Source organism: Pseudomonas sp. NFACC08-1 (assembly GCF_900106735.1).
GTDB lineage: Bacteria > Pseudomonadota > Gammaproteobacteria > Pseudomonadales > Pseudomonadaceae > Aquipseudomonas > Aquipseudomonas fluorescens_Q.
In genome coordinates this window covers 44,351-66,980 of record NZ_FNNL01000018.1, presented here as the reverse complement: position 1 = coordinate 66,980, position 22,630 = coordinate 44,351, and the positions used below count along the sequence as shown (strand labels likewise).

At 62.7% G+C, this 22,630-nt stretch carries 19 protein-coding genes; 13 read left to right on the top strand and 6 right to left on the bottom strand.

The genetic code is table 11. The annotated features are described in order from the left end of the window. Positions 1–10 precede the first annotated feature (10 nt). The 3 genes from nirJ to BLU76_RS27175 are packed head-to-tail and all read left to right on the top strand — an operon-like array spanning position 11 to position 3,565. Positions 11–1,189: a heme d1 biosynthesis radical SAM protein NirJ gene (gene nirJ, locus BLU76_RS27185; RefSeq protein ID WP_092225237.1), complete on the top strand. Its 1,179-nt coding sequence runs from the start codon at positions 11–13 to the stop codon at positions 1,187–1,189. Between the two features lie 40 nt (positions 1,190–1,229). Next, the gene (gene cobA, locus BLU76_RS27180; protein ID WP_092225235.1) at positions 1,230–2,072 is read left to right on the top strand and encodes a uroporphyrinogen-III C-methyltransferase; all 843 of its coding nucleotides are present in this window, start codon (positions 1,230–1,232) and stop codon (positions 2,070–2,072) included. Beyond that, entirely contained in the window at positions 2,069–3,565 is a 1,497-nt protein-coding gene (locus BLU76_RS27175) for a nitrite reductase (protein ID WP_092225233.1), read from the top strand. The genes cobA and BLU76_RS27175 overlap by 4 nt, the downstream gene beginning before the upstream one ends. A gap of 290 nt (positions 3,566–3,855) precedes the next feature. On the opposite strand, the gene BLU76_RS27170 is transcribed toward BLU76_RS27175, so the two are convergent. The 3 genes from BLU76_RS27170 to BLU76_RS27160 all read right to left on the bottom strand — a co-directional run bounded on the left by BLU76_RS27170 (position 3,856) and on the right by BLU76_RS27160 (position 8,140). Then, positions 3,856–5,040, bottom strand: coding sequence for a porin (locus BLU76_RS27170; protein WP_092145796.1), 1,185 nt, complete (start codon positions 5,038–5,040; stop codon positions 3,856–3,858). Between the two features lie 413 nt (positions 5,041–5,453). Next, a complete protein-coding gene (locus tag BLU76_RS27165; RefSeq protein WP_092225232.1) occupies positions 5,454–6,728 on the bottom strand; it encodes a glucarate dehydratase family protein in 1,275 nt (424 codons plus the stop codon). Beyond that, positions 6,725–8,140 (bottom strand): MFS transporter, encoded by a 1,416-nt coding sequence (locus tag BLU76_RS27160; protein WP_092225230.1) that lies wholly within the window; start codon positions 8,138–8,140, stop codon positions 6,725–6,727. Before BLU76_RS27160 ends, BLU76_RS27165 begins: the two co-directional genes overlap by 4 nt. 90 nt (positions 8,141–8,230) lie before the next feature. On the opposite strand from BLU76_RS27160, the gene BLU76_RS27155 reads away from it, so the two are divergent. Beyond that, positions 8,231–9,127, top strand: coding sequence for a LysR family transcriptional regulator (locus BLU76_RS27155; RefSeq protein ID WP_063320823.1), 897 nt, complete (start codon positions 8,231–8,233; stop codon positions 9,125–9,127). A gap of 839 nt (positions 9,128–9,966) precedes the next feature. Continuing rightward, entirely contained in the window at positions 9,967–10,401 is a 435-nt protein-coding gene (locus BLU76_RS27145) for a nuclear transport factor 2 family protein (protein ID WP_063325053.1), read from the top strand. A gap of 115 nt (positions 10,402–10,516) precedes the next feature. On the opposite strand, the gene BLU76_RS27140 is transcribed toward BLU76_RS27145, so the two are convergent. Beyond that, on the bottom strand, positions 10,517–11,440 hold the full coding sequence (locus BLU76_RS27140) for a LysR family transcriptional regulator (RefSeq protein WP_092225226.1): 924 nt from the start codon (positions 11,438–11,440) through the stop codon (positions 10,517–10,519). Between the two features lie 126 nt (positions 11,441–11,566). On the opposite strand from BLU76_RS27140, the gene BLU76_RS27135 reads away from it, so the two are divergent. Together BLU76_RS27135 and BLU76_RS27130 are read left to right on the top strand one after the other, a co-directional pair. Then, complete coding sequence (locus BLU76_RS27135; protein WP_025213530.1) at positions 11,567–11,773, top strand: tautomerase family protein; 207 nt, start codon at positions 11,567–11,569, stop codon at positions 11,771–11,773. Positions 11,774–12,026: 253 nt separating this feature from the next. After that, positions 12,027–12,761, top strand: a complete 735-nt coding sequence (locus BLU76_RS27130) for an SDR family NAD(P)-dependent oxidoreductase (RefSeq protein ID WP_092145806.1) — start codon at positions 12,027–12,029, stop codon at positions 12,759–12,761. A gap of 65 nt (positions 12,762–12,826) precedes the next feature. Here BLU76_RS27130 and BLU76_RS27125 read toward each other — a convergent pair whose 3' ends face one another. Both BLU76_RS27125 and BLU76_RS27120 read right to left on the bottom strand, forming a co-directional pair. After that, positions 12,827–14,968 (bottom strand): TonB-dependent siderophore receptor, encoded by a 2,142-nt coding sequence (locus BLU76_RS27125; protein ID WP_092225224.1) that lies wholly within the window; start codon positions 14,966–14,968, stop codon positions 12,827–12,829. Positions 14,969–15,168: 200 nt separating this feature from the next. Continuing rightward, on the bottom strand, positions 15,169–16,560 hold the full coding sequence (locus BLU76_RS27120; RefSeq protein ID WP_092225222.1) for an aminotransferase-like domain-containing protein: 1,392 nt from the start codon (positions 16,558–16,560) through the stop codon (positions 15,169–15,171). Positions 16,561–16,696: 136 nt separating this feature from the next. On the opposite strand from BLU76_RS27120, the gene BLU76_RS27115 reads away from it, so the two are divergent. The 6 genes from BLU76_RS27115 (at position 16,697) to BLU76_RS27090 (ending at position 22,576) form a co-directional block, all read left to right on the top strand. Then, entirely contained in the window at positions 16,697–17,863 is a 1,167-nt protein-coding gene (locus BLU76_RS27115) for an MFS transporter (protein WP_092225220.1), read from the top strand. 203 nt (positions 17,864–18,066) lie between these two features. Beyond that, the gene (locus tag BLU76_RS27110; protein WP_063320817.1) at positions 18,067–18,738 is read left to right on the top strand and encodes a GntR family transcriptional regulator; all 672 of its coding nucleotides are present in this window, start codon (positions 18,067–18,069) and stop codon (positions 18,736–18,738) included. Positions 18,739–18,850: 112 nt separating this feature from the next. Next, positions 18,851–19,783 (top strand): 4-hydroxyproline epimerase, encoded by a 933-nt coding sequence (locus BLU76_RS27105; RefSeq protein WP_092225218.1) that lies wholly within the window; start codon positions 18,851–18,853, stop codon positions 19,781–19,783. Further along, positions 19,780–20,895 (top strand): NAD(P)/FAD-dependent oxidoreductase, encoded by a 1,116-nt coding sequence (locus tag BLU76_RS27100; RefSeq protein ID WP_092225216.1) that lies wholly within the window; start codon positions 19,780–19,782, stop codon positions 20,893–20,895. The genes BLU76_RS27105 and BLU76_RS27100 overlap by 4 nt, the downstream gene beginning before the upstream one ends. Positions 20,896–21,086: 191 nt before the next feature. Next, a complete protein-coding gene (locus BLU76_RS27095) occupies positions 21,087–21,323 on the top strand; it encodes a 2Fe-2S iron-sulfur cluster-binding protein (RefSeq protein ID WP_092225215.1) in 237 nt (78 codons plus the stop codon). Continuing rightward, positions 21,320–22,576 carry an NAD(P)/FAD-dependent oxidoreductase gene (locus BLU76_RS27090; protein ID WP_092225214.1) on the top strand — a complete coding sequence of 419 codons (1,257 nt, stop codon included), beginning with the start codon at positions 21,320–21,322 and terminating at the stop codon, positions 22,574–22,576. The genes BLU76_RS27095 and BLU76_RS27090 overlap by 4 nt, the downstream gene beginning before the upstream one ends. Positions 22,577–22,630: the final 54 nt, after the last annotated feature.

Sequence of the window (22,630 nt, the reverse complement as noted above, 5' to 3'; positions counted from 1 at the left end):
GGAGCGCCTTATGTTGAGGATCAGCCATTACCTGCGAGCCCTGGCCGGGCATTGCCCCGCCCCACGTGTCGCGCCACCGGGCAGCAGCCGCCCACCAGTGGTGATCTGGAACCTGCTCAGGCGCTGCAACCTGACCTGCAAGCACTGCTATGCAACGTCGGCCGATAGCGTGTTTCGCGATGAACTGGACACCCCGGCGGCGCTCCAGGTCATTGACGACCTGCACGAGGCCGGCGTGCGGGTGTTGATCCTCTCCGGCGGCGAACCGCTGTTGCGCGAGGACCTGTTCCAACTCAGCACTTATGCCCGCGACAAAGGTTTTTTCCTCGCTTTGTCCACCAACGGCACGCTGATCGACGCTTCCAATATCGAACAGATTGCTGCGGCGAACTTTGATTACGTAGGCATCAGCATCGACGGACTGGAAGCGACCCACGATGAATTCCGTCAGCTCAAGGGCAGTTTCGCCAGCTCCATGGCGGCCATCCGGCTTTGCCGCGAGCAAGGCATCCGGGTCGGGTTGCGCACCACCCTCACCCAGCAAAACCATGCCCAGTTGCCGCGCTTGCTGGATTTGATGAATGAGTACGACGTACAGAAATTCTACCTGTCGCACCTCAACTACAGCGGCCGGGGCAAGCGCAGTCGCAAGCTCGATGCCCAGCAACAGATGAGCCGCGAGGCCATGGCCTTGATCTTCGAACGGGCCTGGCGCGACATCGAACAAGGCCGCGACAGTGACTTCGTCAGCGGCAACAACGACGCCGACGCAATCCTGCTGCTGCAATGGGTCGCCCGGCGTCTGCCCCAACACTACGCCGCACTCGAGCAGATGCTGCGAGCCTGGGGCGGCAACGCGTCGGGTAGCGGCATCGCCAACATCGACAATACCGGCGAGGTTCACCCCGACACGTACTGGTGGCAGCACTCGGTGGGCAATGTCCGCCAGACACCATTCAAGACGCTCTGGCTCAATCGCCCCGATGCCCTGCTGCTGAAGCTACGCGAACACCCACGGGCCGTTGGCGGTCGCTGCGGACAATGCCGCTGGCTGGCGATCTGCAACGGCAATACCCGCACCCGGGCCTGGGCCGACGGTGACCTATGGGGCCAAGACCCTGGCTGCCACCTCAGCGACGAAGAAATCGGCTTGCACGCGATCCCCAGCGTTGCGATGCCCTGCGCCTGATCAACCGACGGCGAACCCGATACCGAACCAAGGAAGTCCCATGCCTGCCACCATCGTTTTGCCCGCTGCCCTGCAATCGCCCTTCAGACCGGGTGAAGTCGCCCTGGTCGGCGCCGGCCCCGGTGACCCGGGCCTGCTGACATTGCGCGCCTGGAGCCTGTTGATGCAGGCCGATGCGGTGGTCTACGACCGCTTGATCAGCTCGCAATTGCTCAGCCTGATCCCCCTGACCTGCGCCCGCCACTACGTCGGCAAGGCCGCCGGTTGCCACAGCCTGCCCCAGCCACAGATCAACGAACTGCTGGCCGAGCTGGCCGACCAGGGACAGCGGGTGGTGCGCCTCAAGGGCGGTGATCCGTTCATCTTCGGTCGCGGCGCCGAGGAACTGGAGTATCTGCTGGCCCGCGGTATCGATTGCCAAGTCGTGCCTGGCATCACCGCCGCGGCCGGTTGCAGCACCTATGCCGGCATTCCCCTGACCCATCGCGACCTGGTCAATTCCTGTCGCTTCATCACCGGTCATTTGCAACGCGAAGGTGACTTGAACCTGCCCTGGCAAAGCCTGGCGGATGACAGCCAGACCCTGGTGTTCTACATGGGTCTGTCAAACCTCGGCACCATCGCCGCACAACTGATCGCGGCGGGCCTGGCGGCTGATACGCCGGCGGCCTTGATCAGCAACGGCACACGCCCCGACCAGCAGGTCTTGCGCGGCACCCTCCAGCAATTGCCGGAGATGGCGCTGGCATGCACCGAAGGCCTGCCGACCTTGACGGTGATCGGCAAGGTGGTCGGTTTGTTTGCCCATCAGGTATTGGAGCATCCGGCCCGCCTGCACCCGGCCCTACCGCTCCAGCCAACTATCGCGAGGGTGGCCTCATGAGGATCGGCTGGCTTGCCCCATTACTGTGGATCGGTGCCGTCCACGGCGCCACGGCGCCTGACCCGGACCTGGCGTTGGCCGAACAGAACTACCAGCAACACTGCCAGCAGTGCCACGGGGTCAATCGCATCGGCGGCGCCGGGCCGGCGCTGTTGCCTCAGAGCCTGAGTCGGATCAAGCCCGACGAAATCCGCCAGGTGATCGAGCATGGACGCCCGGCCAGCCAGATGGCGGCATTCGGCGCGGTGCTGGAGCCCGCGCAGATCGATGGCCTGACCCACTATCTCCAACGTCCACCGGCCGTCGAACCGACCTGGAGCGAGGACGATACTCGCCGCAGCCATCGCCTGCTGGCGGATGTCGCGACCTTGCCCGACAAACCCCAGCACCACGCCGATCCGCTGAACCTGTTCGTGGTGGTGGAAGCTGGCGATCATCACGTCGATATCGTCGACGGGGATCGTTTCGAGGTCCTGGCGCGCTTCGCCTCACATTTCGCGGTGCATGGCGGACCGAAGTTTTCGCCGGACGGACGCTTCGTCTATTTCGCCTCCCGGGACGGCTGGATCAGCCTGTATGACCTGCACAACCTCACGCTCATCGCCGAGGTGCGAGCCGGGCTCAATACCCGCAACCTGGCGGTGAGCAAGGACGGGCGCTGGGTGCTGGTGGGCAACACCCTGCCCGGCAACCTGGTGGTGCTGGATGCCCGCGACCTGTCATTGGTCAAGACCGTTGCAACGGTGGGGCTGGACGGCCAGGCGTCGCGGGTCAGCGCGGTCTATACCGCGCCGCCGCGCAACAGCTTCATCGTCGCCTTGAAAGATGTGAAAGAGGTCTGGGAACTGTCCACCGGCCCGAATCCGGACTTTGTGCCCAGGCGTATCGAGGCCGAGGATTACCTCGATGATTTTTCCTTCTCGCCCGATTACCGGCAATTGCTCGCCACCTCGCGCAAGGCCCAAGGCGGCCAGGTGATCGACCTCGACACGGGGCGGATTGTCACCGATATCGCGCTGCCGGGCATGCCGCACCTGGGCTCGGGGACCTATTGGAAACGCGATGGACACTGGGTGTTCGCCACGCCCAACATCAGCAAGGGGCTGATCTCGGTGATCGACTTCGACACCTGGAAAGTCATCAAGCAGATCCCTACCCTGGGGCCGGGTTTCTTCCTGCGCAGCCATGCCAATTCCCGCTACGCCTGGACCGACGTGTTCTTCGGCCCGGACAACGATGCCATCCACCTGATCGACAAACAGACCCTGGAAATCGCCCACACCCTGCAGCCCATGCCCGGCAAAACCGCCGCCCACGTCGAGTTCACTCGCGACGGCCGCTACCTGCTGCTGAGCATTTGGGATACCGATGGCGCGCTGATTGTCTACGACAGCAACACCCTCGAGGAAATCAAGCGCCTGCCCATGAACAAGCCGTCGGGCAAGTACAACGTCGGCAACAAGATCGAGTTCGCCGAGGGGACGTCACACTGAAAAAAGGGGGCTGATGCGCAGCCCCCAGGAGCAAACTTCCCCGCCACAAAAGACTGCGACGGTGTCCAGTTGGAATGCCTATTGTGGCGAGGGGATTTATCCCCGTTGGGCTGCGCAGCAGCCCTCAGACAGGGCAACCCGGTGTATCAGCCTGATCAAATGAGAAGCTTATAGGGGCTGCTGCGCAGCCCAACGGGGATAAATCCCCTCGCCACAGGAGCTTGCTCCCGCTGGGCTGCGCAGCAGCCCCAAAAGCCGACCTGACACATCTCAGTTGAAGGGAGTCACCCTTACCAGGTGAGCACCGCACCCACCGCGAAGGTATCGGTGTCTTCGTTCTGGGCGCTGGTGTCGTGGCCGTTGATTTCGAACTGGTTGTACTCGGCCACGAGCTTGAGGTTGTCGTTGATGTCGTGGAACAGCGCGATGCCACGGGTTTCGTAATCGGCGCCACTGCCCACCACACCGTTGCCGTCGTCATCGGTCTTGCCGTAGGACAACGCCAGGCGGTTCTTGCCCAGCTTGTAGGAGCCCTGCAACAGGTAGCCCTTGCTGTCGACATTGCGCAGGGTGGCTTCACCGGCGTTGTTGGTGAAGAACGGGTTGATGCCCTTGGCCTGGAACCCCGAGCCGGTCAGCGACAACCCGCCCATCTTGGCCTGCACACCATACCCCAGGCCCTTGGAAGTGACCGATTCGACGGTGGAGTCGGTGTTGTCCGAGGTCTGGTAGCTGCCGTTGAGCCAGCTGTAGATCTTCGCCCCGCCCAGATCGAACTGATAGGTGATCTCGCTCTCGGTGCGCGGGTTTTCCTGATAGGCCTTGCCCGTGGCGCTGTTGTCGTTGGTGTCCACCGGGTCCATGATCCCCACCGCCACGCGCAGGCCCTCCATCACCGGCGTGCGATAGGTGATCTGCGAGGTCGGGAACGGGTACGGGTAACCGCTGCCGATGTTGCCGAACGACACGCCACCGCCGTCCACCAGGCCCAGGGTGTCACTGACCTGGCCGTAACCGGCGAGCAACTCGTCCAGCAGGATGTTGGAGCGGGCAAACAGGCCGAAGTCCTTGCCGATCAGCACCTCACCCCACTCCGGGTTCGCCACGGTGCCGTAGAACTGGCGCACGTCGATGGCGGTGTCGGTGCCATTGGTTTCACTGTCGTTGATGGTCACCCAGAACGAGGCCCGGGCACCGAGCTTGAGGTCATCGACCTGCTTGCCCATGTTGAAGCCCAGGTAGTTGGGCAAGAACCCCATCTTGACCCGCGCCTGCCGACGGTCGTACTGCTCACCCGCGCGGTCGACGTCACTGTTGACGTAAAAGGCGTTGATGTAGCCGTCGGTGGAAAAGGTGGTCTGGTCCTTGTCGTACAGCATGATTTCGGCGTTGGCCCAAGGCATCAGGCCCAGGCTCGAAACACCTACGATGACCGCAGGCAAAAAACGTTGGCGGGTATTTTTATTGTTGTGCATGGCGCGCTCCGCAACAGGGGACTGGATGTCGGAGGCGATTATCGAAAGGCGCCAGGGCGCGTTATACGCTGCCTTGGAGGCAATTGGCGGATGCTTTGGAAGCGCCGGCCCGGCGCGGCAGTTTGGGTGTAAGACGGCGAGGCTGGCGGGTGCGACAGCTTAGGTGTAAGACTGCCTTGCCGACGGGCGCGGTACTTTGGGTGTGGGCCGCTGGGTGGGCTGGGAGGATGTTGGGTTGGTGCTAAATACCACTGGCCTTGTGGCGAGGGGATTTATCCCCGTTGGGGCGCGAAGCGGCCCTAAAACCTGCCTGACAGATCCAGGGGGCAGCTGCGCAGCCCAACGGGGATAAATCCCCTCGCCACAGGAGCTTGCTCCCGCTGGCCTGCGCAGCAGGCCCCCTCGCTGTCTCCTCAGAACCTCGGCTTGACGGTCTTCCACTCCGGCCGGTAACGCTGCATCTGCCGCACATCGTCGCGCTGGCGGATGCCGCAACTGAGGAACTGGTCATGCAGCTTGCCCAGTTGATCCCGATCCAGTTCCAAGCCCAGGCCCGGCGCCCGGGTGATCTTCACGCAGCCGTCGACAATCGGCAGCTTGCCACCCTTGATCACTTCTTCATCCGGTTCCTGCCACGGGTAATGGGTGTCGCAGGCGTAGTCCAGGTTCGGCACCGCTGCCGCCACGTGGGCCATGGCCATGAGGCTGATGCCCAGGTGCGAGTTGGAATGCATCGACACGCCCAGGCCGAAGGTGCTGCACATTTTCGCCAGGGCCTGGGTGTCGCGCAGGCCGCCCCAGTAATGGTGGTCGGCCAACACGATCTGCACGCTGTCCAGCGCCACGCTACGGCGGAACTCATCGAAATCGGTGACCACCATGTTGGTTGCCAGGGGCAGCCCCGTGCGTTTGTGCAGCTCGGCCATCCCCTCCAGCCCCGGTGTCGGGTCTTCGTAGTACTGCAGGTCATCCCCCAGCAACTCGGCCATGCGAATCGAGGTTTCCAGGGACCAGTTACCGTTGGGATCGATGCGCAACGGATAGCCGGGAAATGCCCGTTTCAGCGCCTTGATGCAGGCGACTTCATGCTCCGGATCGAGAGCGCCGGCCTTGAGCTTGATGCTCTTGAAACCATAGTCCTGGATCATCCGCCGGGCCTGGGCAACGATCTGTTGTTCGTTGAGCGCCTCGCCCCAACTGTCGGGCGGGTACGGCGAATCGATGTGCTCGGCGTACTTGAAAAACAGATAGGCGCTGAACGGAATCTCTTCGCGGATCGCGCCGCCCAGCAGGTCCACCAACGGCACGTCCAGGTAATGGGCCTGCAAATCCAGGCAAGCCACTTCGAACGCCGAATAGGCATTGCTCACCGCCTTGCTCGCGTGGGAACCCGGCGCCAGTTCGGCACCGGCAACGCTGGCCGGTTTGTGCGCGGCGACGGTCGCCTGGACGATAGACCGCAACTGGTTGAGGTTGAACGGATCCAGGCCGATCAACTGGCTCTGCAACTGCTGCTGGATCGCCAAGGCCGGCGCATCGCCGTAGCTCTCCCCCAGACCGATGTAACCGTTGTCGCTTTCGATCTCGATGATCGAGCGCAACGCGAACGGCTCATGGATGCCGCTGGCGTTGAGCAAAGGTGGATCGCGAAAAGCGATGGGTGTGACGGTGACGCGTTTGATCTTCATACAGCGGCTCCCGATGGGCCAGGTTTCAAAGCTTGAGAGGTTTGCGACTGATCGACTTCGACAACGGCTTCGGGCCGGCCGGACAGTGAGTTCGGGGTATCGCGCTTCGGTGCGGTGCGAGCGAAAAAGATCACCACGGCGGCGACAAGCGAAGTGGCGGCCAACCCATACAGGCCGCCCTCGATGGAGCCGGTGGTCTGCTCCAGGAAACCGAAGGCCGTCGGCGCCACAAAACCGCCGAGGTTACCGATGGAGTTGATCAAGGCGATCACCGCCGCCGCGATGCGTGCATCCAGGTAGCCTTGGGGAATCGGCCAGAACAACGCCGACGCCGCCTTGAAACCAATCGCCGCAAAACAGATCGCGACAAACGCGAAGATCGGCCCTCCCGTGGTGGACATGAACATGCCAAACGCAGCGACCACCAGCGTCACCGCGACCCAGGCCTGCTGGAATTTCCATTTGCCGGCCAGGGCGGCAAAGCCGTACATCGCGATGATGGAAATGATCCACGGAATGGAGTTGAGCAAGCCGACCTGGAAGTCTCCCAGGTTGCCCATTTTCTTGATCATGCTCGGTAGCCAGAACGTGGCACCGTAGATGGTCAGGGCGATGGAAAAGTAGATGAAACAGAACAGCGCGATCTGCCGGTCAGCCAACAATTTGAACATCGACGGCTTGATCACCTGGGCCGCCTCCCGGGCCCGTTGCTCTTCGGCGATAGCGGCGATCAATACGGTTTTCTCTTCACTGCTCAGCCATTTCGCCTGGCTCGGATGCGATTGCAGCCAGAACCAGACAAACCCGCACAGCACGATGGAGGCGAAACCTTCGATCAGGAACATCCATTGCCAACCATGCAGCCCCATCCCGCTGATGTGCAGCAAGGCGCCGGACACCGGGCCGGAAATCACCGAGGCGATGGCCGACCCGCTCAGGAAGATCGCCATCGCCTTGCCGCGCTCGTTGGCAGGTAGCCATTGGGTGAAGTAGTAAATGATGCCGGGAAAGAACCCCGCCTCCGCCGCGCCGAGGATGAAGCGCAGCACATAGAAACTGGTTTCGCCGCGCACAAAAGCCATGGCCATGGCCGCCGCGCCCCAGGTGAACATGATGCGCGTCAGCCAGGCCCGCGCGCCGTAGCGTTGCAACAGCATGTTGGACGGCACTTCAAACAGGGCGTAGCCGACGAAGAACAACCCGGCGCCAAGCCCATAGGCGGCAGCGCCGATGCCCAGGTCGGTTTCCAGGTGACTGCGCACGAAACCGATGTTGACCCGGTCGATGTAGTTGACGATGAACATCACCACCACCAACGGCAATACATGACGTTTGACCTTGGCCGCCGCGAGCGCCAGGGTGCTGTCATGGGTGGAGTCCGTTACGTTATTCAAGGGGTGCCTCCCGATCATTGTTTTTGTGGGGAACGGGCCGATGATGGACGCGGGGGATTGTTCCCGTCTAATCTAACTTGGCACTTGATTGATACCTGGATTGAATCAATGTTTGAACTGGCCCAGTTGCGCTGCTTCACCACCGTGGCGACCGAACTCAACTTTCGTCGTGCCGCCGAACGCCTGAACATGACCCAGCCTCCGCTGAGCCGGCAGATCCAATTGCTGGAGCACCACTTGGGCGTCGAACTGTTCACCCGCAGCACCCGCAGCGTGGCGCTCACTGCCGCCGGCCGGGCGTTTTTCATCGAAGCGCAGAACCTGCTGGAACAGGCCCAACAAGCCGCCATCGCCGCCCGGCGCTTTGCCCAGGGTGACATCGGTTCGGTGACCATCAGCTTCGTCGGCAGCGCGGTGTACGAGTTTCTGCCCAAGGTGATTGCCGAGGCCCGGCTGAAACAGCCCCAGGTCAAAATCGTCCTGGCGGAGATGAACACCTACCAGCAGCATGAAGCCCTGCGCGCTCGGCGCATCGACCTGGGCATCGTCCGCTCGCCACTGCTGGAGACCGGCTACGCCACCGAATGCCTGGTGCGCGAACCCTTCGTACTGGCGGTGCCTGCCGGACATCCGCTGGCCAGCGCCGAGACCGTGAGCGTCCAGGATCTGGACGCCCAACCGTTCCTCATGTACTCCCACGCCGCCTACCCGCCCTTCAATGAACTGCTCACCGGCATGCTGCGCTCGGCCCGGGTCGCGCCGCAATTCGTACAATGGCTGGGGTCGTCGCTGACGATCCTGGCACTGGTCAATGCCGGCATGGGCCTGGCGCTGGTGCCGCGTTGCGCCAGCAGCGTGGTGTTCAAGCAGGTGGTGTTTCGCGAGATCGACCTGGGCGAAGGGGTTCAAAGCGAGTTGCACCTGGTATGGCGCCAGGACAACGACAACCCGGCGTTCACCATGTTGCTGGAAGGAATTCGGGGAGCGGTTCGCGAGGGCCTGTGAATACACCACCACAGCTAAAAGCCCCCCCTGTGGCGAGGGAGCTTGCTCCCGCTGGGCTGCGAAGCAGCCCCAAAAAAGACAACGCAATAAACCTGACACACCTCGATGCCGATTCCTGGGGGCTGCTGCGCAACCCAGCGGGAGCAAGCTCCCTCGCCACAAAAACTGGATGCGACGCGCCTTGTGGCGAAGGGATTTATCGCGAGGGGCTGTGAATACACCACCACAGCTAAAAGGCCCCCCTGTGGCGAGGGAGCTTGCTCCCGCTGGGCTGCGAAGCAGCCCCAAAAAGACAACGCAATAAACCTGACACACCTCGGTGCCGATTCCTGGGGGCTGCTGCGCAACCCAGCGGGAGCAAGCTCCCTCGCCACAAAAGCCGGATGCGACGCGCCTGTGGCGAGGGGATTTATCCCCGCTGGGCTGAAGCAGCCCCAAAAAAGACAACGCAATAAACCTGACACACCTCGGGTGCCGACTCCTGGGGGCTGCTGCGCAACCCAGCGGGAGCAAGCTCCCTCGCCACAAAAGCCGGATGCGACGCGCCTTGTGGCGAGGGGATTTATCCCCGCTGGGCTGAAGCAGCCCCAAAAAAGACAACGCAATAAACCTGACACACCTCGGTACCGATTCGTGGGGGCTGCTGCGCAACCCAGCGGGAGCAAGCTCCCTCGCCACATTGTTGGCCATCCCCCCCGATGTTCTTTTGACCAGACCTGGCTGATTTCACAAATGGCCTAGCTGCCTGGCTATTCCCGTTGCCTTCGACAAGTTGTACGATGACCGATGAGAGCAAGCGCTCGTATGTTCCGGATACCTACAACAACAAGGAAATCTCCATGAAAAAAGCGACATTGATCGTCAGCTTCTTGTGCCTGTTCAGCGGCTACGCAGCGGCAGCCCCTTCTTCGGCCGAGCAGGAAGTGGCCGAGGCCGTCGACCACCTGACCCAAGCCATGCTGCACAAAGACATCCCACAACTCCAGGCACTGGCCGCCGAGAACCTGACCTACGGGCACTCCAGCGGCAATATCCAGGACAAGAAAGCCTTCATCGCCGACATCGAAACGGGCAAGAGCGCGTTCAAGACCCTGGAAATGCAGAACCAGAAAATCACCTTGTCCGGTGACGTAGCGCTGGTGCGCAACCACTTCTCGGCCCAGGCGCTCAAGGGCACCGAAGTGGTTCCGACGGAAATCGAGAACTTCCAGATCTGGCAGAAGCAGAAGAATGGCAAGTGGCTGCTGATTGGCCGTCAGGCGTTTCGGTTCTGATCGCGATCTGACGGTTGGAATCTCTGTGGCGAGTGAGATCGAGTGAGCACTTCGCGCTCAAGCGGGAGCAAGCTCCCTCGCCACAGGAATGCTTTTTCAGCCCTGGCACCTTGTGTCAGGCCAAGGCCCATTGCTGCCGGTGCTGCAGCAGGAAATCCACGAAGGCGCGCACCCGTTGCGGCACGTACCGGCCATGGGGATACAGCAGTGTGAAAGGTCGTGACCGTCCCCCGAAAGGCTGCAACACCTCCACCAGCCGGCCATCCGCGAGTTCCTGTTCGACGATGAATCGATAGGTCTGGAACAACCCGGCGCCATGCTTGGCCAGCGTCACGCCGCCAAGCACATCGTCCGAACAACAATATCCCCCTTCGCCGAACACCTCCTTTTCTTTGCCCTCGACATTGAACAACCAGGAAATCCGTCGTCCGCTGCTGGGCAATTCGAACTGGATGCACTCGTGATCGTCCAGGTCTTCAAGGGTCTGCGGCGTGCCGGCCTTGCGCAGGTAGTCCGGTGAGGCGACCACCGCCAGATTCGCGTCTTCCAACAACCTGGCGATCATGGAGGAGTCCGGCTGGGCCCGCACCCGGATGGCGAGGTCATAACCTTCGGCAACGAAATCGATGTTTCGATTGCTCAGGTGCAGGTCCACAGTCACTTGCGGGTACAGCGCTCGAAAGGCCGGCAGCAACGGCAGGATGCGGTGATGGCCGTAGGTAGTGGGCAGGCTGATGCGCAGTTGCCCGGACGGCACCGATTGCGCACCCATCATTTCCTGTTGCGCCTCGACCAGTTGCGTCAACGCCTGCCGACATTGCTCGAAATAGGTCTTGCCGGCTTCGGTCAGGCGGATGCTGCGGGTGGTGCGCACGAAAAGCCTTGAACCCAGGCGCTCTTCCAGGCGAAAGATCGAGCGGCTCACTGCCGCCGGGGTAACCCCTGCCAACTGCGCCGCCGCCGTGAAGCTGCCCGCCTCCGCCGCCAGGCAGAACAGTTCTATGCTGCCCAACTGCAGGTCTTCGAAATGACGCTTCATGATTCATTACACCGCGTATCAACTGAAGTTTCCAAAGGCCTGTTTATCAGTCTGCGGCGTATAAATACAGTGGCCTTCCACCGCGCAGGGTTGTCCTGCGCTCATTTCCATCAGTTGGAGTGCAACATGCCTTTCGTCAATGTGCGAATTACCCGAGACGGCGTCACCCGTGAACAGAAAGCCCAGGTGATTTCCGAAATCACCGAAACCCTCCAGCGCGTACTGGGCAAGGACCCGCATTTGACCCACATCGTGATCGAGGAAGTCGACACGGATAACTGGGGATACGCGGGCATGACCACGACGGAGTATCGAAGTCTTCCCAAGGAATAACGCCCTGCCCCTCCCGAGCCCGGTCCAACTGACCGGGCTTTTTTCTGCCTGCGACAATCCTGTGAGCGTTACCGGCGAACCTGGGTTTGCAATCAGCCGGGAACATTGTGTGTGGCCCCGACCATTGATTACATGACGTATCAACTCAAGTACCAGAAGCCTTATTTATCAAACCCTGGCGCATCAATACCCTGGACTCAACCACCGCCAACACAGGCGCACCGGTTCAACTCAATGTGATCAGGAGTCAATCATGAGCCTCAAACAAACCGTCATCATCACCGGCGCTTCCAGCGGGATCGGCCTGGGTTTGGTCAAAGCGTTCCTGGGTCGGGGCTATAACGTGGTGGGCAATGCCCGCTCCCCGTCCGGCCTGGAGGCTGCCGCCGCCGACCTCGGCCACCCGGCCGGCTTCATCGGCGTGGCCGGCGACATCGCTGACCCGGCCACCTCAACCGCCCTCATCACCCAAGCCGTCGCGGCGTTTGGCGCCGTTGACGGGCTGGTGAACAACGCCGGCTTCTTCCTGCCAAAACCCTTCGTCGAATACAGCCCCCAGGATTTGGACGCGCTACTGGACACTAACCTCAAGGGTCTGGTCTACGCCAGCCAGGCCGCTGCCGCGCACATGATCGGGCGCCAACAAGGCTTTATCATCAACATTTCAGCCGCCGTGGCCCTGCAACCGAACATCCAGGTGCCGGCAGCACTGCCGGTGTTGATCAAGGGCGGCGTCAACCAGATGACCCGCGCCCTGGCCCTGGAGCTGTCGCCCCACAACATCAAAGTCAACGCGGTCGCCCCCGGCATCATCGACACGCCCATGCACGACCCGGCGCACCGCGCATTCCTCGACAACCTGGCCCCGGCCGGTCGGGTGGGCACCATCGAGGAAATTGCCGAGGCCGTGTTGTACCTGGCGGGCGCTGATTTCACGACTGGCGCGATACTGCCGGTGGACGGCGGGATGAGCACAGGCAAGTGGTAAAGAGGCAAGTGGTAAAAGAAAAACCCCGAAGGCAGAACCTTCGGGGTTTTCATGATGCATCGAATTCAGAGCGTGTAGGAGATGCCGGCCTGCACGGTTCGCGGTGCACCCGGGTAGGCATAGACGCCCCCGAATGCACCCTCTTCGTAGTCGGCGTCAAACAGGTTCTTCAGGTCCAGGTTGAGGCGGATCCGCTCGTTGACCTTGTAGTAACCGAGCAGGTCCACGACGGTGTAGCTGTCCATGGTAAAGGTGCTGGCCGCGGTATTGCCGGCCCGCGCATCGACGTATTTGGCACCAACGCCAAGGCCGAGGCCCTTGAGGCCACCGTCCTGGAACTCGTAGACGTTCAACAGGCTGAAGGAGTTCTTGGGCACGTTGAGCAGGCGAGTACCGGACGGGATGCTGATGTCCTTGGTCACTTCGGCATCTACATAGGCGTAACCACCGATCACGCGCCATTGTGGCGTCAAATTGCCCGCCACGTTCAAGTCAAATCCGCGACTGCGCACTTCGCCGGCAGCCACGTTGAATGTTGCATCCTGCGGGTCGGGCGTGAGTACATTGCGCTTTTCAATCTGGTAGATCGCCGCGTCGACGCTCAACTGGCGATCCAGCGCTTCCCACTTGACACCCATTTCGTAGGACTTGCCCTCTTCCGGCTTGAACCCTCCGCCCTGGAGTCTGGCACCGGTGTTGGGTTTGAATGAGCGTGCGGTGTTGGCATAGACCGCCACGGTGTCGGTCAGGTCGTAGATCATCCCCAGGCGCGGAGTGACGGCGCTGTCGGTGACGTCCCAGTTCCGGCTACCGGGCGGGTTCTGGGGGACGAAACTTTCGTACTCATGCTCGAACCGCTCGAAACGCGCCCCAGCCAACAACTTCAAGCGCTCAGTCAGCGCCACCTGATCCTGGACGAACACGCCAAACGTCTTGAGGTTTTCCTGGTCATCGGTGGGCTTGCGCGTCAATGCCGGGCGTGGCTGGCCATACACCGGGTCGAAGATATCGATCGGGTAAGCCCCGACGACGCCGGAGGAACGCTGGATGATGGACTGGTAGTCGTAGTCTTCATACTCGATACCCGTCAGCAACGTGTGCTCGAACCCGCCAGTGGAAAAATGCCCGGTGAGGTTGAGTTGGGTGTCGCGGTCGGTCCACTCCAGCTTGCGGTAGTTGAAGTTGCGACCCAGGGTGCGCCCATCGGCGGCGATGCCGTTGCCTTCGATGGCATTGCCCTGCAAGGTGCCGTCGAGCCATTGGGTACCGCCGGCCAGGGTCCAGTCGTCGTTGAGCATGTGCTCGAAACGCACCTGCAGCATGTTGTTGTCGTTATGCAGCTTGCCGACGTCTTTTTCACCGAAGAACGTATCCCGCGACGCGGTGCCGCGCTGGCCGGCGTAATGAGTCAAGCCACGGTCCAGCGGCGCATTGTTGCGCATGAAGTCGCCTTCGAAGGTCAGGCGCGTGGTGTCGTTGACCTGCCAGGACACCACGGGTGCAACGCCGTAACGCTCGGTCTCGACGTGATCGCGGAACGTGTCGCCGCCCTCGCCGATCACGTTCAGGCGATAAGCCAGGCGCCCTTCTTCATCCAACGGACCGGACGCGTCCAGCGTACCGCGACGCATCCCCTGGTCGCTGACCTGGCTACCCAGGGTCACCGTGCGCTCGGCCAACGGCTGCTTGGACACCACGTTGAAGGTACCGCCGGGATCGCCCCGGCCATAGAGCATGGTGGCCGGGCCGCGCAAGACCTCCAGCCGCTCGATGGTGTTGGCGTCAGGCATGTTCGGGTAGCCACGGTTGATCGGAAAACCGTTGCGGTAGAACTCTCCGGTAGTGAAACCGCGTACGGTGAAAGTAGTCAGGCCCTGGCCGCCGAAGTTGTTACCCCGGCCGACCCCTCCAGCGTAATCGAGGGCGTCCTGCAGACGCGTGGCGCCAAGGTCTTCGACGACGTCGCGAGACACCACGGAAATGGATTGCGGGGTTTCATGGATCGCCGTGTCGGTACGGGTGGCACTGGCCGAACGGGTGGCGTGATAGCCCTTCACCGGTCCCTGTGCTGATTCATAGTCGGCGCTACCGACGATATCCGTGGCTTGCAACTCAAGGGAAGCCGGCTTGGCAGGGACTGGCTGTTCAGCCCAAGTGGAAACGGAGTAAGCCTGGAGCACACACAGTGAAACGAGTATCCGACGCATCGATGCACAATCCTAATGGAAAAAAGCCTCCACATCGGGAGGCTGACAAGAATGTGTCGCGAAAGATACAGCAACTCATTTCTGTTTGACATCTATTCCCATTAACGCCGATATTTTTTGTGACCGGTCAGTCCGTCATCGCGAGCAAGCTTTGCTCCACAGGGGATTGCTCGCGATGACGCAGAACAATCTCCCAAACCCTACTGAGCCACCGCAGTCGACTCCTGCTCCACCCGCTGGAAGAACACCTGCGCCCGATGATCCTGGGTATAGGCCACATTCAACCGCAACCAATCGCACGCCTCGCCCTGGGGCAGGAACGTCGAGCCTTGGGACAGTTGGATTTGCAGCTCCCGGGCGATCTGCTGCACCCGTTGTGCCGCCAGGTACCGAGGCCTGGCCCAGACGAACATCCCCCCCAGCGGCTCGGCAAACACCTCCCAGTGGGCTGGGTCCAGTTGGCGCAGCGTATTTGCCATCTGCTTGTTCAGGCGCTGGCGCAAGCGCTGGATCAACTTGCGATAAGCACCGTTGGCCAGCAACGTCGCCACCACGTTTTCTGCCAGCAGCGAACAACCGATGCCAGTAATCATCTTGACTTCGGCCAGGCGCTGGATGATCTCGGGATGGGCGACCACGTAACCGATGCGCAGCGAACTGGACAGCGTCTTGGAAAAACTCGCCAGGTAGATCACCCGGTCCAGGGCATCCAGGGAGGCCAGGCGTGAGGTCGGACCATTCTGGAAATCGGCGTAGATATCGTCCTCGATGAGGCGAAAGTCATGGGCCGTTGCCAGTTGCAGCAGACGATAGGCCACGCTTGGCGCCAGGCTGGTGCCAGTGGGGTTCTGGTACATGCTGTTGATGAAGAAATACGAGGGCTTATGCTCGCCGAGAAGCTGTTCCAGGCGGGCGATGTCCGGGCCTTGGGCGGTTCTCGGCACCGCCACGGTCTTGACCCCATTCAGTTTCAGCAGATTGAACAGGTTGTAGTAGCCAGGACTTTCCACCAGCACCAGGTCACCGGGCTTGAGCAGGGTTCGCACCAGCAGGTCGAGGCCCTGGCTGGCACCTTGGGTGGTAATGATTTGCGTCGGGTCGACATGAATATCGATCAGGCCCAGGCGCTTTTGAAGGTGCAGGCGCAGATGAGGCGAGCCCAGCGGGGTGCTGTAGTTGAACAACGCATGGTTGTCGCTGCGCACCACTTGGCGGATCGCCTGGCCCAGGTCGGTGTCGTCGCGCCAGGCATCGGGCAGCCAGCCACACCCCAGCTTGAGCTGCGTCGACTCATTGTCGAACAACCGCCACCGCGCGTTATCCGTTTCCGGCTCCGGCTCCACGGGCCGGACCAACTGCTGCGCGACAAAAAAACCCGCGCCATGTCGAGACTCCAGCACCCCGCTGGCAACGAGTTGGTCATAGGCCTTGATCACGCTCGACAGGCTCAAGCTGTTTTCCCGGGCCAGTTGACGAATGGACGGCATGCGCGCACCGGGGCGGATGCCATGGGCGTTGATCCAGCCCATGAGGTGCGTCACGAGCTGCCGGATCACAGGCTCGGCAACGTTGCGATCAATCTTCAGGTCCACGGCTGGCACTCTTGGCTAAGTGTTCTCGAATTTCGAGCGAACAGTTAAGCACAAATGGCCTGGGTCTGTTCCTTGTTTGCGCTGTGCCCGGCAGTGATAGTCCCCGAGACTTCATGCACACCTCTAAGGAACACCCTTGAACCCATCGCATCGACATTCCTGGGGACTGGCTTTCGGCCTTTGCCTGATCACCCTTGCGGTCAACCTGCAGGCGCCGCTGTACACCACTTACGCGCAGTTGTCCGGCTACGGGGCCGGAGCCACGGCGGTGGCGTTTTCCGGTTATGTGCTGGGCGTACTGCCGGTCCTGCTGGCGTTCGGCGGGCTGGCCGACCGGGTGGGACGCAAGCCGTTGATCCTGGTCGCCCTCGGGCTGTCGATGCTGGCGACGCTGGTGACACTGCTCTGGCCGAGCCTGGAAGCCCTGGGCGTGGCGCGCCTGATGATGGGGGTCGGCACAGGGCTGGCCTCGGCCACATCAACCGCCTATATGGCCGAGCTCATGGCAACCCGCGATCCCCGCTCGCCGGCCAACCGGGTCACCGCCAGCACCTCCCTGGGCTTTGGCCTGGGCGCGGCGTTGACCAGTCTGTTCCTGTTCGTCCATCACAGCGCCACGCCCGGCAGCTTCTGGTTGCAGTTGATGCTGGCTGCAATGGCGATCGTCGTGGTCTGGCGCTTACCGGACCCGGCGCAGAAAATCAAAGATGCACCGTTGCTGCGCCTGCCGTTGTTTCCCGCCGGCAGCCTGCCCTACAGTTTTTCCATGCTGTTGGCCTGGGCGACCTCGGGCCTGGTCATTGCCATATTGCCATCGGTGCTGGCGACCCACGACTTGCAGCGTTGGTCGGGCCTGTCGACCTTTACGGTGATCAGTTGCGGCTTGCTCTTCCAGCCCTGGGTTCGACGCATGCAGCCGGCCAGGGCCACGGGCTTGGGCCTGTTGATCCTGCCTGCGAGCTACGCGTTGCTGGCCTGGGGCGCGAGCGCCGGCTCCCTGCTCGCCGTGTTGCTGGGAGCGCTGGGCGCCAGCAGCGCTTGCTACGGTTTCCTGTACTTGGGTGGGTTGTCGGCCGTCACGGCCATGGCTGGCGCGGAAAAGGCCCGGGTCAGTGCCGGGTTTTTCCTGTTCGCCTATGTCGGGTTCAGCATCCCGGTGGTGGTGACCGGGTTGCTGGCCGATCATTTCGGCGCGGACGTGGCGTTGATCGTGTTCGGCCTGGCGTTATTGGCTGGGGTGTCTGTTACCGGATGGCGCATCGTCCGGACCGAGGCTTATGTGAGCCACCTGTCCCACGGCTGAAACAACCAACCGGTGGCGAGGGAGCTTGCTCCCGCTGGGTTGCGCAGCGACCCCAACATTCTGCGATTGCTGCGCAATCGAGCGGGAGCAAGCTCCCTCGCCACAGAGGCTGACTGAAGGATTGGGGAAGCCTTGGACAGCTCGACACTGCGCTCGGCAAAGTCGTATACCATATCCCCACCTAAGCCGAACGACCCGCCGCCGTGACTTTATCCAAGTTCAACCTGCCTGATCTGGGCAACACCCCTTCCACCTCGGAAATCATCACCCGCCATCTGCGCGATGCCATCGTGGCCGGGCACTTTGCCGAGGACGAGCCTATTCGCCAGGATGACATCGCCCGGCAGTTCAACGTCAGCAAGATCCCCGTGCGCGAAGCCCTCAAGCGCCTGGAGGCCGAGGGCCTGGTGATGTTCCAGCGCAATCGCGGGGCGATGGTGACGCGCATTTCCGAGGCAGAGCTGGCGCAAATGTTCGAAGTGCGGATGCTGCTGGAAGACAAAGTACTGCGCCTGGCGATTCCCAACATGACCGAAGCCACCTTCGCCCGCGCCGAAAGCATCTGCCGGGAGTTCATCGGTGAAGACGACGTAGGGCGTTGGGCGGAACTGAACTGGCAGCTGCATGCCTGCCTCTACGAACCGGCGCAGCGGCCGTTCATGGTGAGTCTGATCCGCTCGGTCCACGACAAGCTGGAGCGTTATTTGCGCATGCAGATGAGCCTTTCGGCCGGCAAGGAGCGCGCCGATCACGAGCACCGGGAAATCATCAAGGCCTGCCGCGCCGGTGACGTCGAGCGAGCCGTGATGCTGCTGGACGAACACATCGCCGGGGTCTGCGAGACCTTGTTCAAGTTCCTGCCTTCCAGCCATTGATGGGCCGGCACTGTGCCGATTTCGTCATCGGCGACAGGTAAAACCATCAAGCCGTCGCCCCCTGGCGCGGGCCACGCTTGCCGTCACTCATCTGAACGGACGTGGCCCTCCCATGAAACGCATCACCGTGATCGACTCCCATACCGGCGGCGAACCGACCCGACTGGTCACTGGCGGTTTTCCTGACCTGGGCCAGGGCAGCATGGCCGAGCGCAAGCAACGCCTGGCCACGGAACACGACGCCTGGCGCACCGCCTGCGTGCTGGAACCGCGGGGCAGCGATGTGCTGGTGGGGGCGCTGCTCTGCGAGCCGGTGGACCCGAGCGCCTGTGCCGGCGTGATCTTTTTCAACAACAGCGGCTACCTGGGCATGTGCGGCCACGGCACCATCGGCCTGGTGGCGTCACTGGCCCACCTGGGCAGGATCGGCCCCGGCGTGCACAGCATCGAAACCCCGGTGGGCACGGTACAGGCAACCTTGCACGAAGACCGCTCGGTCAGCGTACGCAACGTGCCGGCCTACCGTTACCGCAAGGCCCTGGCCCTGGAGGTGCCCGGCATCGGCCAGGTGGTGGGCGACGTGGCCTGGGGCGGCAATTGGTTTTTCCTGATCGCCGAACATGGCCAACGCGTGGCCGGCGATAACCTCGACGCGTTGACCGCCTACACCTACGCCGTACAGCAAACCTTGGAGCAGCAGGGTTTTCGCGGCGAGGACGGCGGCTTGATCGACCACATCGAACTGTTTGCCGACGACCCGCATGCCGACAGCCGCAACTTCGTACTCTGCCCGGGCAAGGCCTATGACCGCTCCCCTTGCGGTACCGGCACCAGCGCCAAACTGGCGTGCCTGGCGGCCGATGGAAAACTGCAACCCGGCCAGATCTGGCGCCAGGCCAGTGTCATTGGCAGCGAGTTCGAGGGCTCCTACGAGCGCTCGGGCGAGCGCATCGTGCCGACCATTCGCGGTCGCGCCTACATCAGCGCCGAAACCACACTGATCATCGAAGCCGATGACCCGTTCGCCTGGGGCATTCGTCCGTGAGCGAAGGCCATGTCGCCGACGTGATCATCATCGGCGCGGGCATCATCGGTGCGGCCTGTGCCCAGGCATTGGCCCGACGCAACGTCAACGTGTTGGTGCTGGACGCCGGTTGGCACGGCGCCACGGCGGCCGGCATGGGGCACCTGCTGGTGCTCGATGACAACCCGGCGGAGCTGGCCCTCAGTCAATATTCCCTGCAACGCTGGCGCGAGCTGGCCCCAGCCCTGCCCGACGGCTGCGCCTGGCGCAACAACGGCACCTTGTGGCTGGCGGCCAATGCCGAAGAAATGGCGGTGGCCCATAGCAAATACCTGAACCTGCTGGCCCATGACGAAGCCTGTGAGCTGATCGGCCACGCCGCGCTGCATCAGCGTGAACCCGAGCTGCGCCCGGGGCTGGAAGGTGGGTTGCTGATCAAGGGTGACGGCATCCTCTACGCCCCGGCGGCCGCGCGCTGGATGCTGGACGCGCCCACCATTCGCCAGCAACGGGCGCAGGTCAGCGAAGTTGACGGTCATCGCGTGCGCCTTGATGACGGTCGCTGGTTGAGCGCCGAAGCGGTGGTCCTCGCCAATGGCATCCAGGCCACTGAATTGTGCCCGGAGTTGCCGATCGTGCCGAAGAAGGGCCACCTGCTGATTACCGACCGCTACCCCGCTACCGTCACCCACACCCTGGTGGAGCTGGGCTACGTCACCAGCGCCCATAATGCCAGCGGACCGTCAGTGGCGTGCAATATACAGCCGCGCCCGACCGGGCAATTGTTCATCGGCGCCTCGCGGCAGTTCGGCACGCTTGACCCCCGGGTGGAAGGCTGGATGCTGGCGAAGATGCTCAAGCGCGCCGTCGAATACCTGCCAGGATTGGCGCATTTGAACGGCATCAGGGCCTGGACCGGTTTTCGCGCAGCGAGCCCCGACGGCTTACCCCTGGTGGGCCAACATCCACAGCGCCAGGGACTTTGGCTGGCGGTGGGTCACGAAGGCCTGGGGGTCACCACGGCACCGGCGACGGCTGACCTGCTGGTCGCCCAACTGCTCAACGAAACCTCGCCGCTCGCGCCTCAAGCTTACCTGCCGCAGCGTTTCCTTGGAGAGCCGGCCCATGCTTGAAGCCCGACACAAGTCCTTGTGGCGAGGGAGCTTGCTCCCGCCGGATTGCGCAGCAGTCCCCTGGACTGGCCTGATACACCGAGTTGTCAGATCGTTGTCGGGGCCGCTGCGCGCCCCAGCGCGAGCAAGCTCCCTCGCCACGGGATGGGCGTTGGGCGCTGATATCCCTTTACCCCTGGAGGATTGCTCCTATGCCTGATCTATTCCTCGACGGCCAGCCCTTGTCAGTGGCCAACGGCACCAGCGTCGCGGCGGCATTGGCGTTGGGCGCGGATGGTTGCAGTCGCACCTCGGTCAGCGGCCAGCGCCGTGCGCCCTTGTGCGGCATGGGTATCTGCCAGGAGTGCCGGGTGCTGATCGACGGTCGTCGACGCCTGGCCTGCCAGACCTTGTGCCTCGACGGCATGCAGGTCCAGACCCGACCATGAACGAAACCACCGACCTGCTGATCATCGGCGCCGGCCCCGCCGGCATGGCCGCTGCCCTCGCCGCAGCCAGCAGCGGCGCGCGCATCGTGCTGCTCGACGACAACCCGCTGCCCGGTGGGCAGATCTGGCGCGACGGCCCCCAGGCCAACCTGCCCAGCGCCGCCCGACGCCTGCGCGAGCAACTGCAAACCTGCGCCAACGTACGTTGCCATGCCGGCACCCGTGTGATCGCCTGCGCGGCGGATAAAACCTTGCTGGTGGAAGATGCCGAGCGCGGCTGGCAAATCAGCTACGAGCGCTTGATTCTCTGCACCGGTGCCCGCGAACGACTGCTCCCGTTTCCCGGCTGGACACTCCCCGGCGTGACCGGTGCTGGCGGCTTGCAGGCGCTGATCAAGGGTGGCTTGCCGGTGCGCGGCGAACGGCTGGTCATCGCCGGCAGCGGCCCCTTGCTGCTGGCCAGCGCCGCCACGGCAAAGCATCAAGGTGCACAGGTGCTGCGCATCGCCGAGCAGGCCCGTCGCGGCACCGTCGCCGGTTTCGCCGCACAACTGCCGCGCTGGCCGGGGAAGTTTTTCCAATCGTTCAGTCTGTTCGACCGGCACTACCGCACCGACACCCACGTGGTGGAAGCGCTCGGCCGGGAACGGCTGGAGGGCGTGCGCCTGTATCAGCAAGGCAAGACGATTGAATTGGCCTGCGACCGGCTCGCCTGTGGTTTCGGGCTCATTCCCAATACCCAATTAGGCCAGGCCCTGGGTTGCGCGGTTGAAGACCAGGCGCTGGCGGTTGACGCCTGGCAAGCGACCACTCGCCATGAACATTATGCGGCAGGCGAATGCACCGGTTTCGGCGGCAGCGAACTGGCGCTGGTGGAAGGCGCCATCGCCGGCCATGCCGCCGTCGGCAATAGCGCGGCTGCCCAGCAACTGTGGCCGCGCCGCGCACGTTGGCAGGGTTTCGCCGGGGCATTGAACCAGGCCTTCGTCCTCGATCCACGGCTCAAGACCCTGGCCCGCAGCGACACCCTGGTCTGCCGCTGCGAAGACGTACCGTACGGCGAACTGGTCGGCCACGAAAACTGGCGCGAAGCAAAACTGGCAAGCCGCTGCGGCATGGGCGCCTGCCAGGGCCGAGTGTGCGGCGCCGCCCTGGAACACCTGTTCGGCTGGACACCGCCCGCCCCCCGCCCGCCCTTCAGCCCGGCGCGAATCGAAACCTTGCTGGCCCTGGAAGAAACCCCACCCACCTGACTGATCTGCACTCACCCCAATCCCCTGTGGGAGCGAGCCTGCTCGCGATAGCGG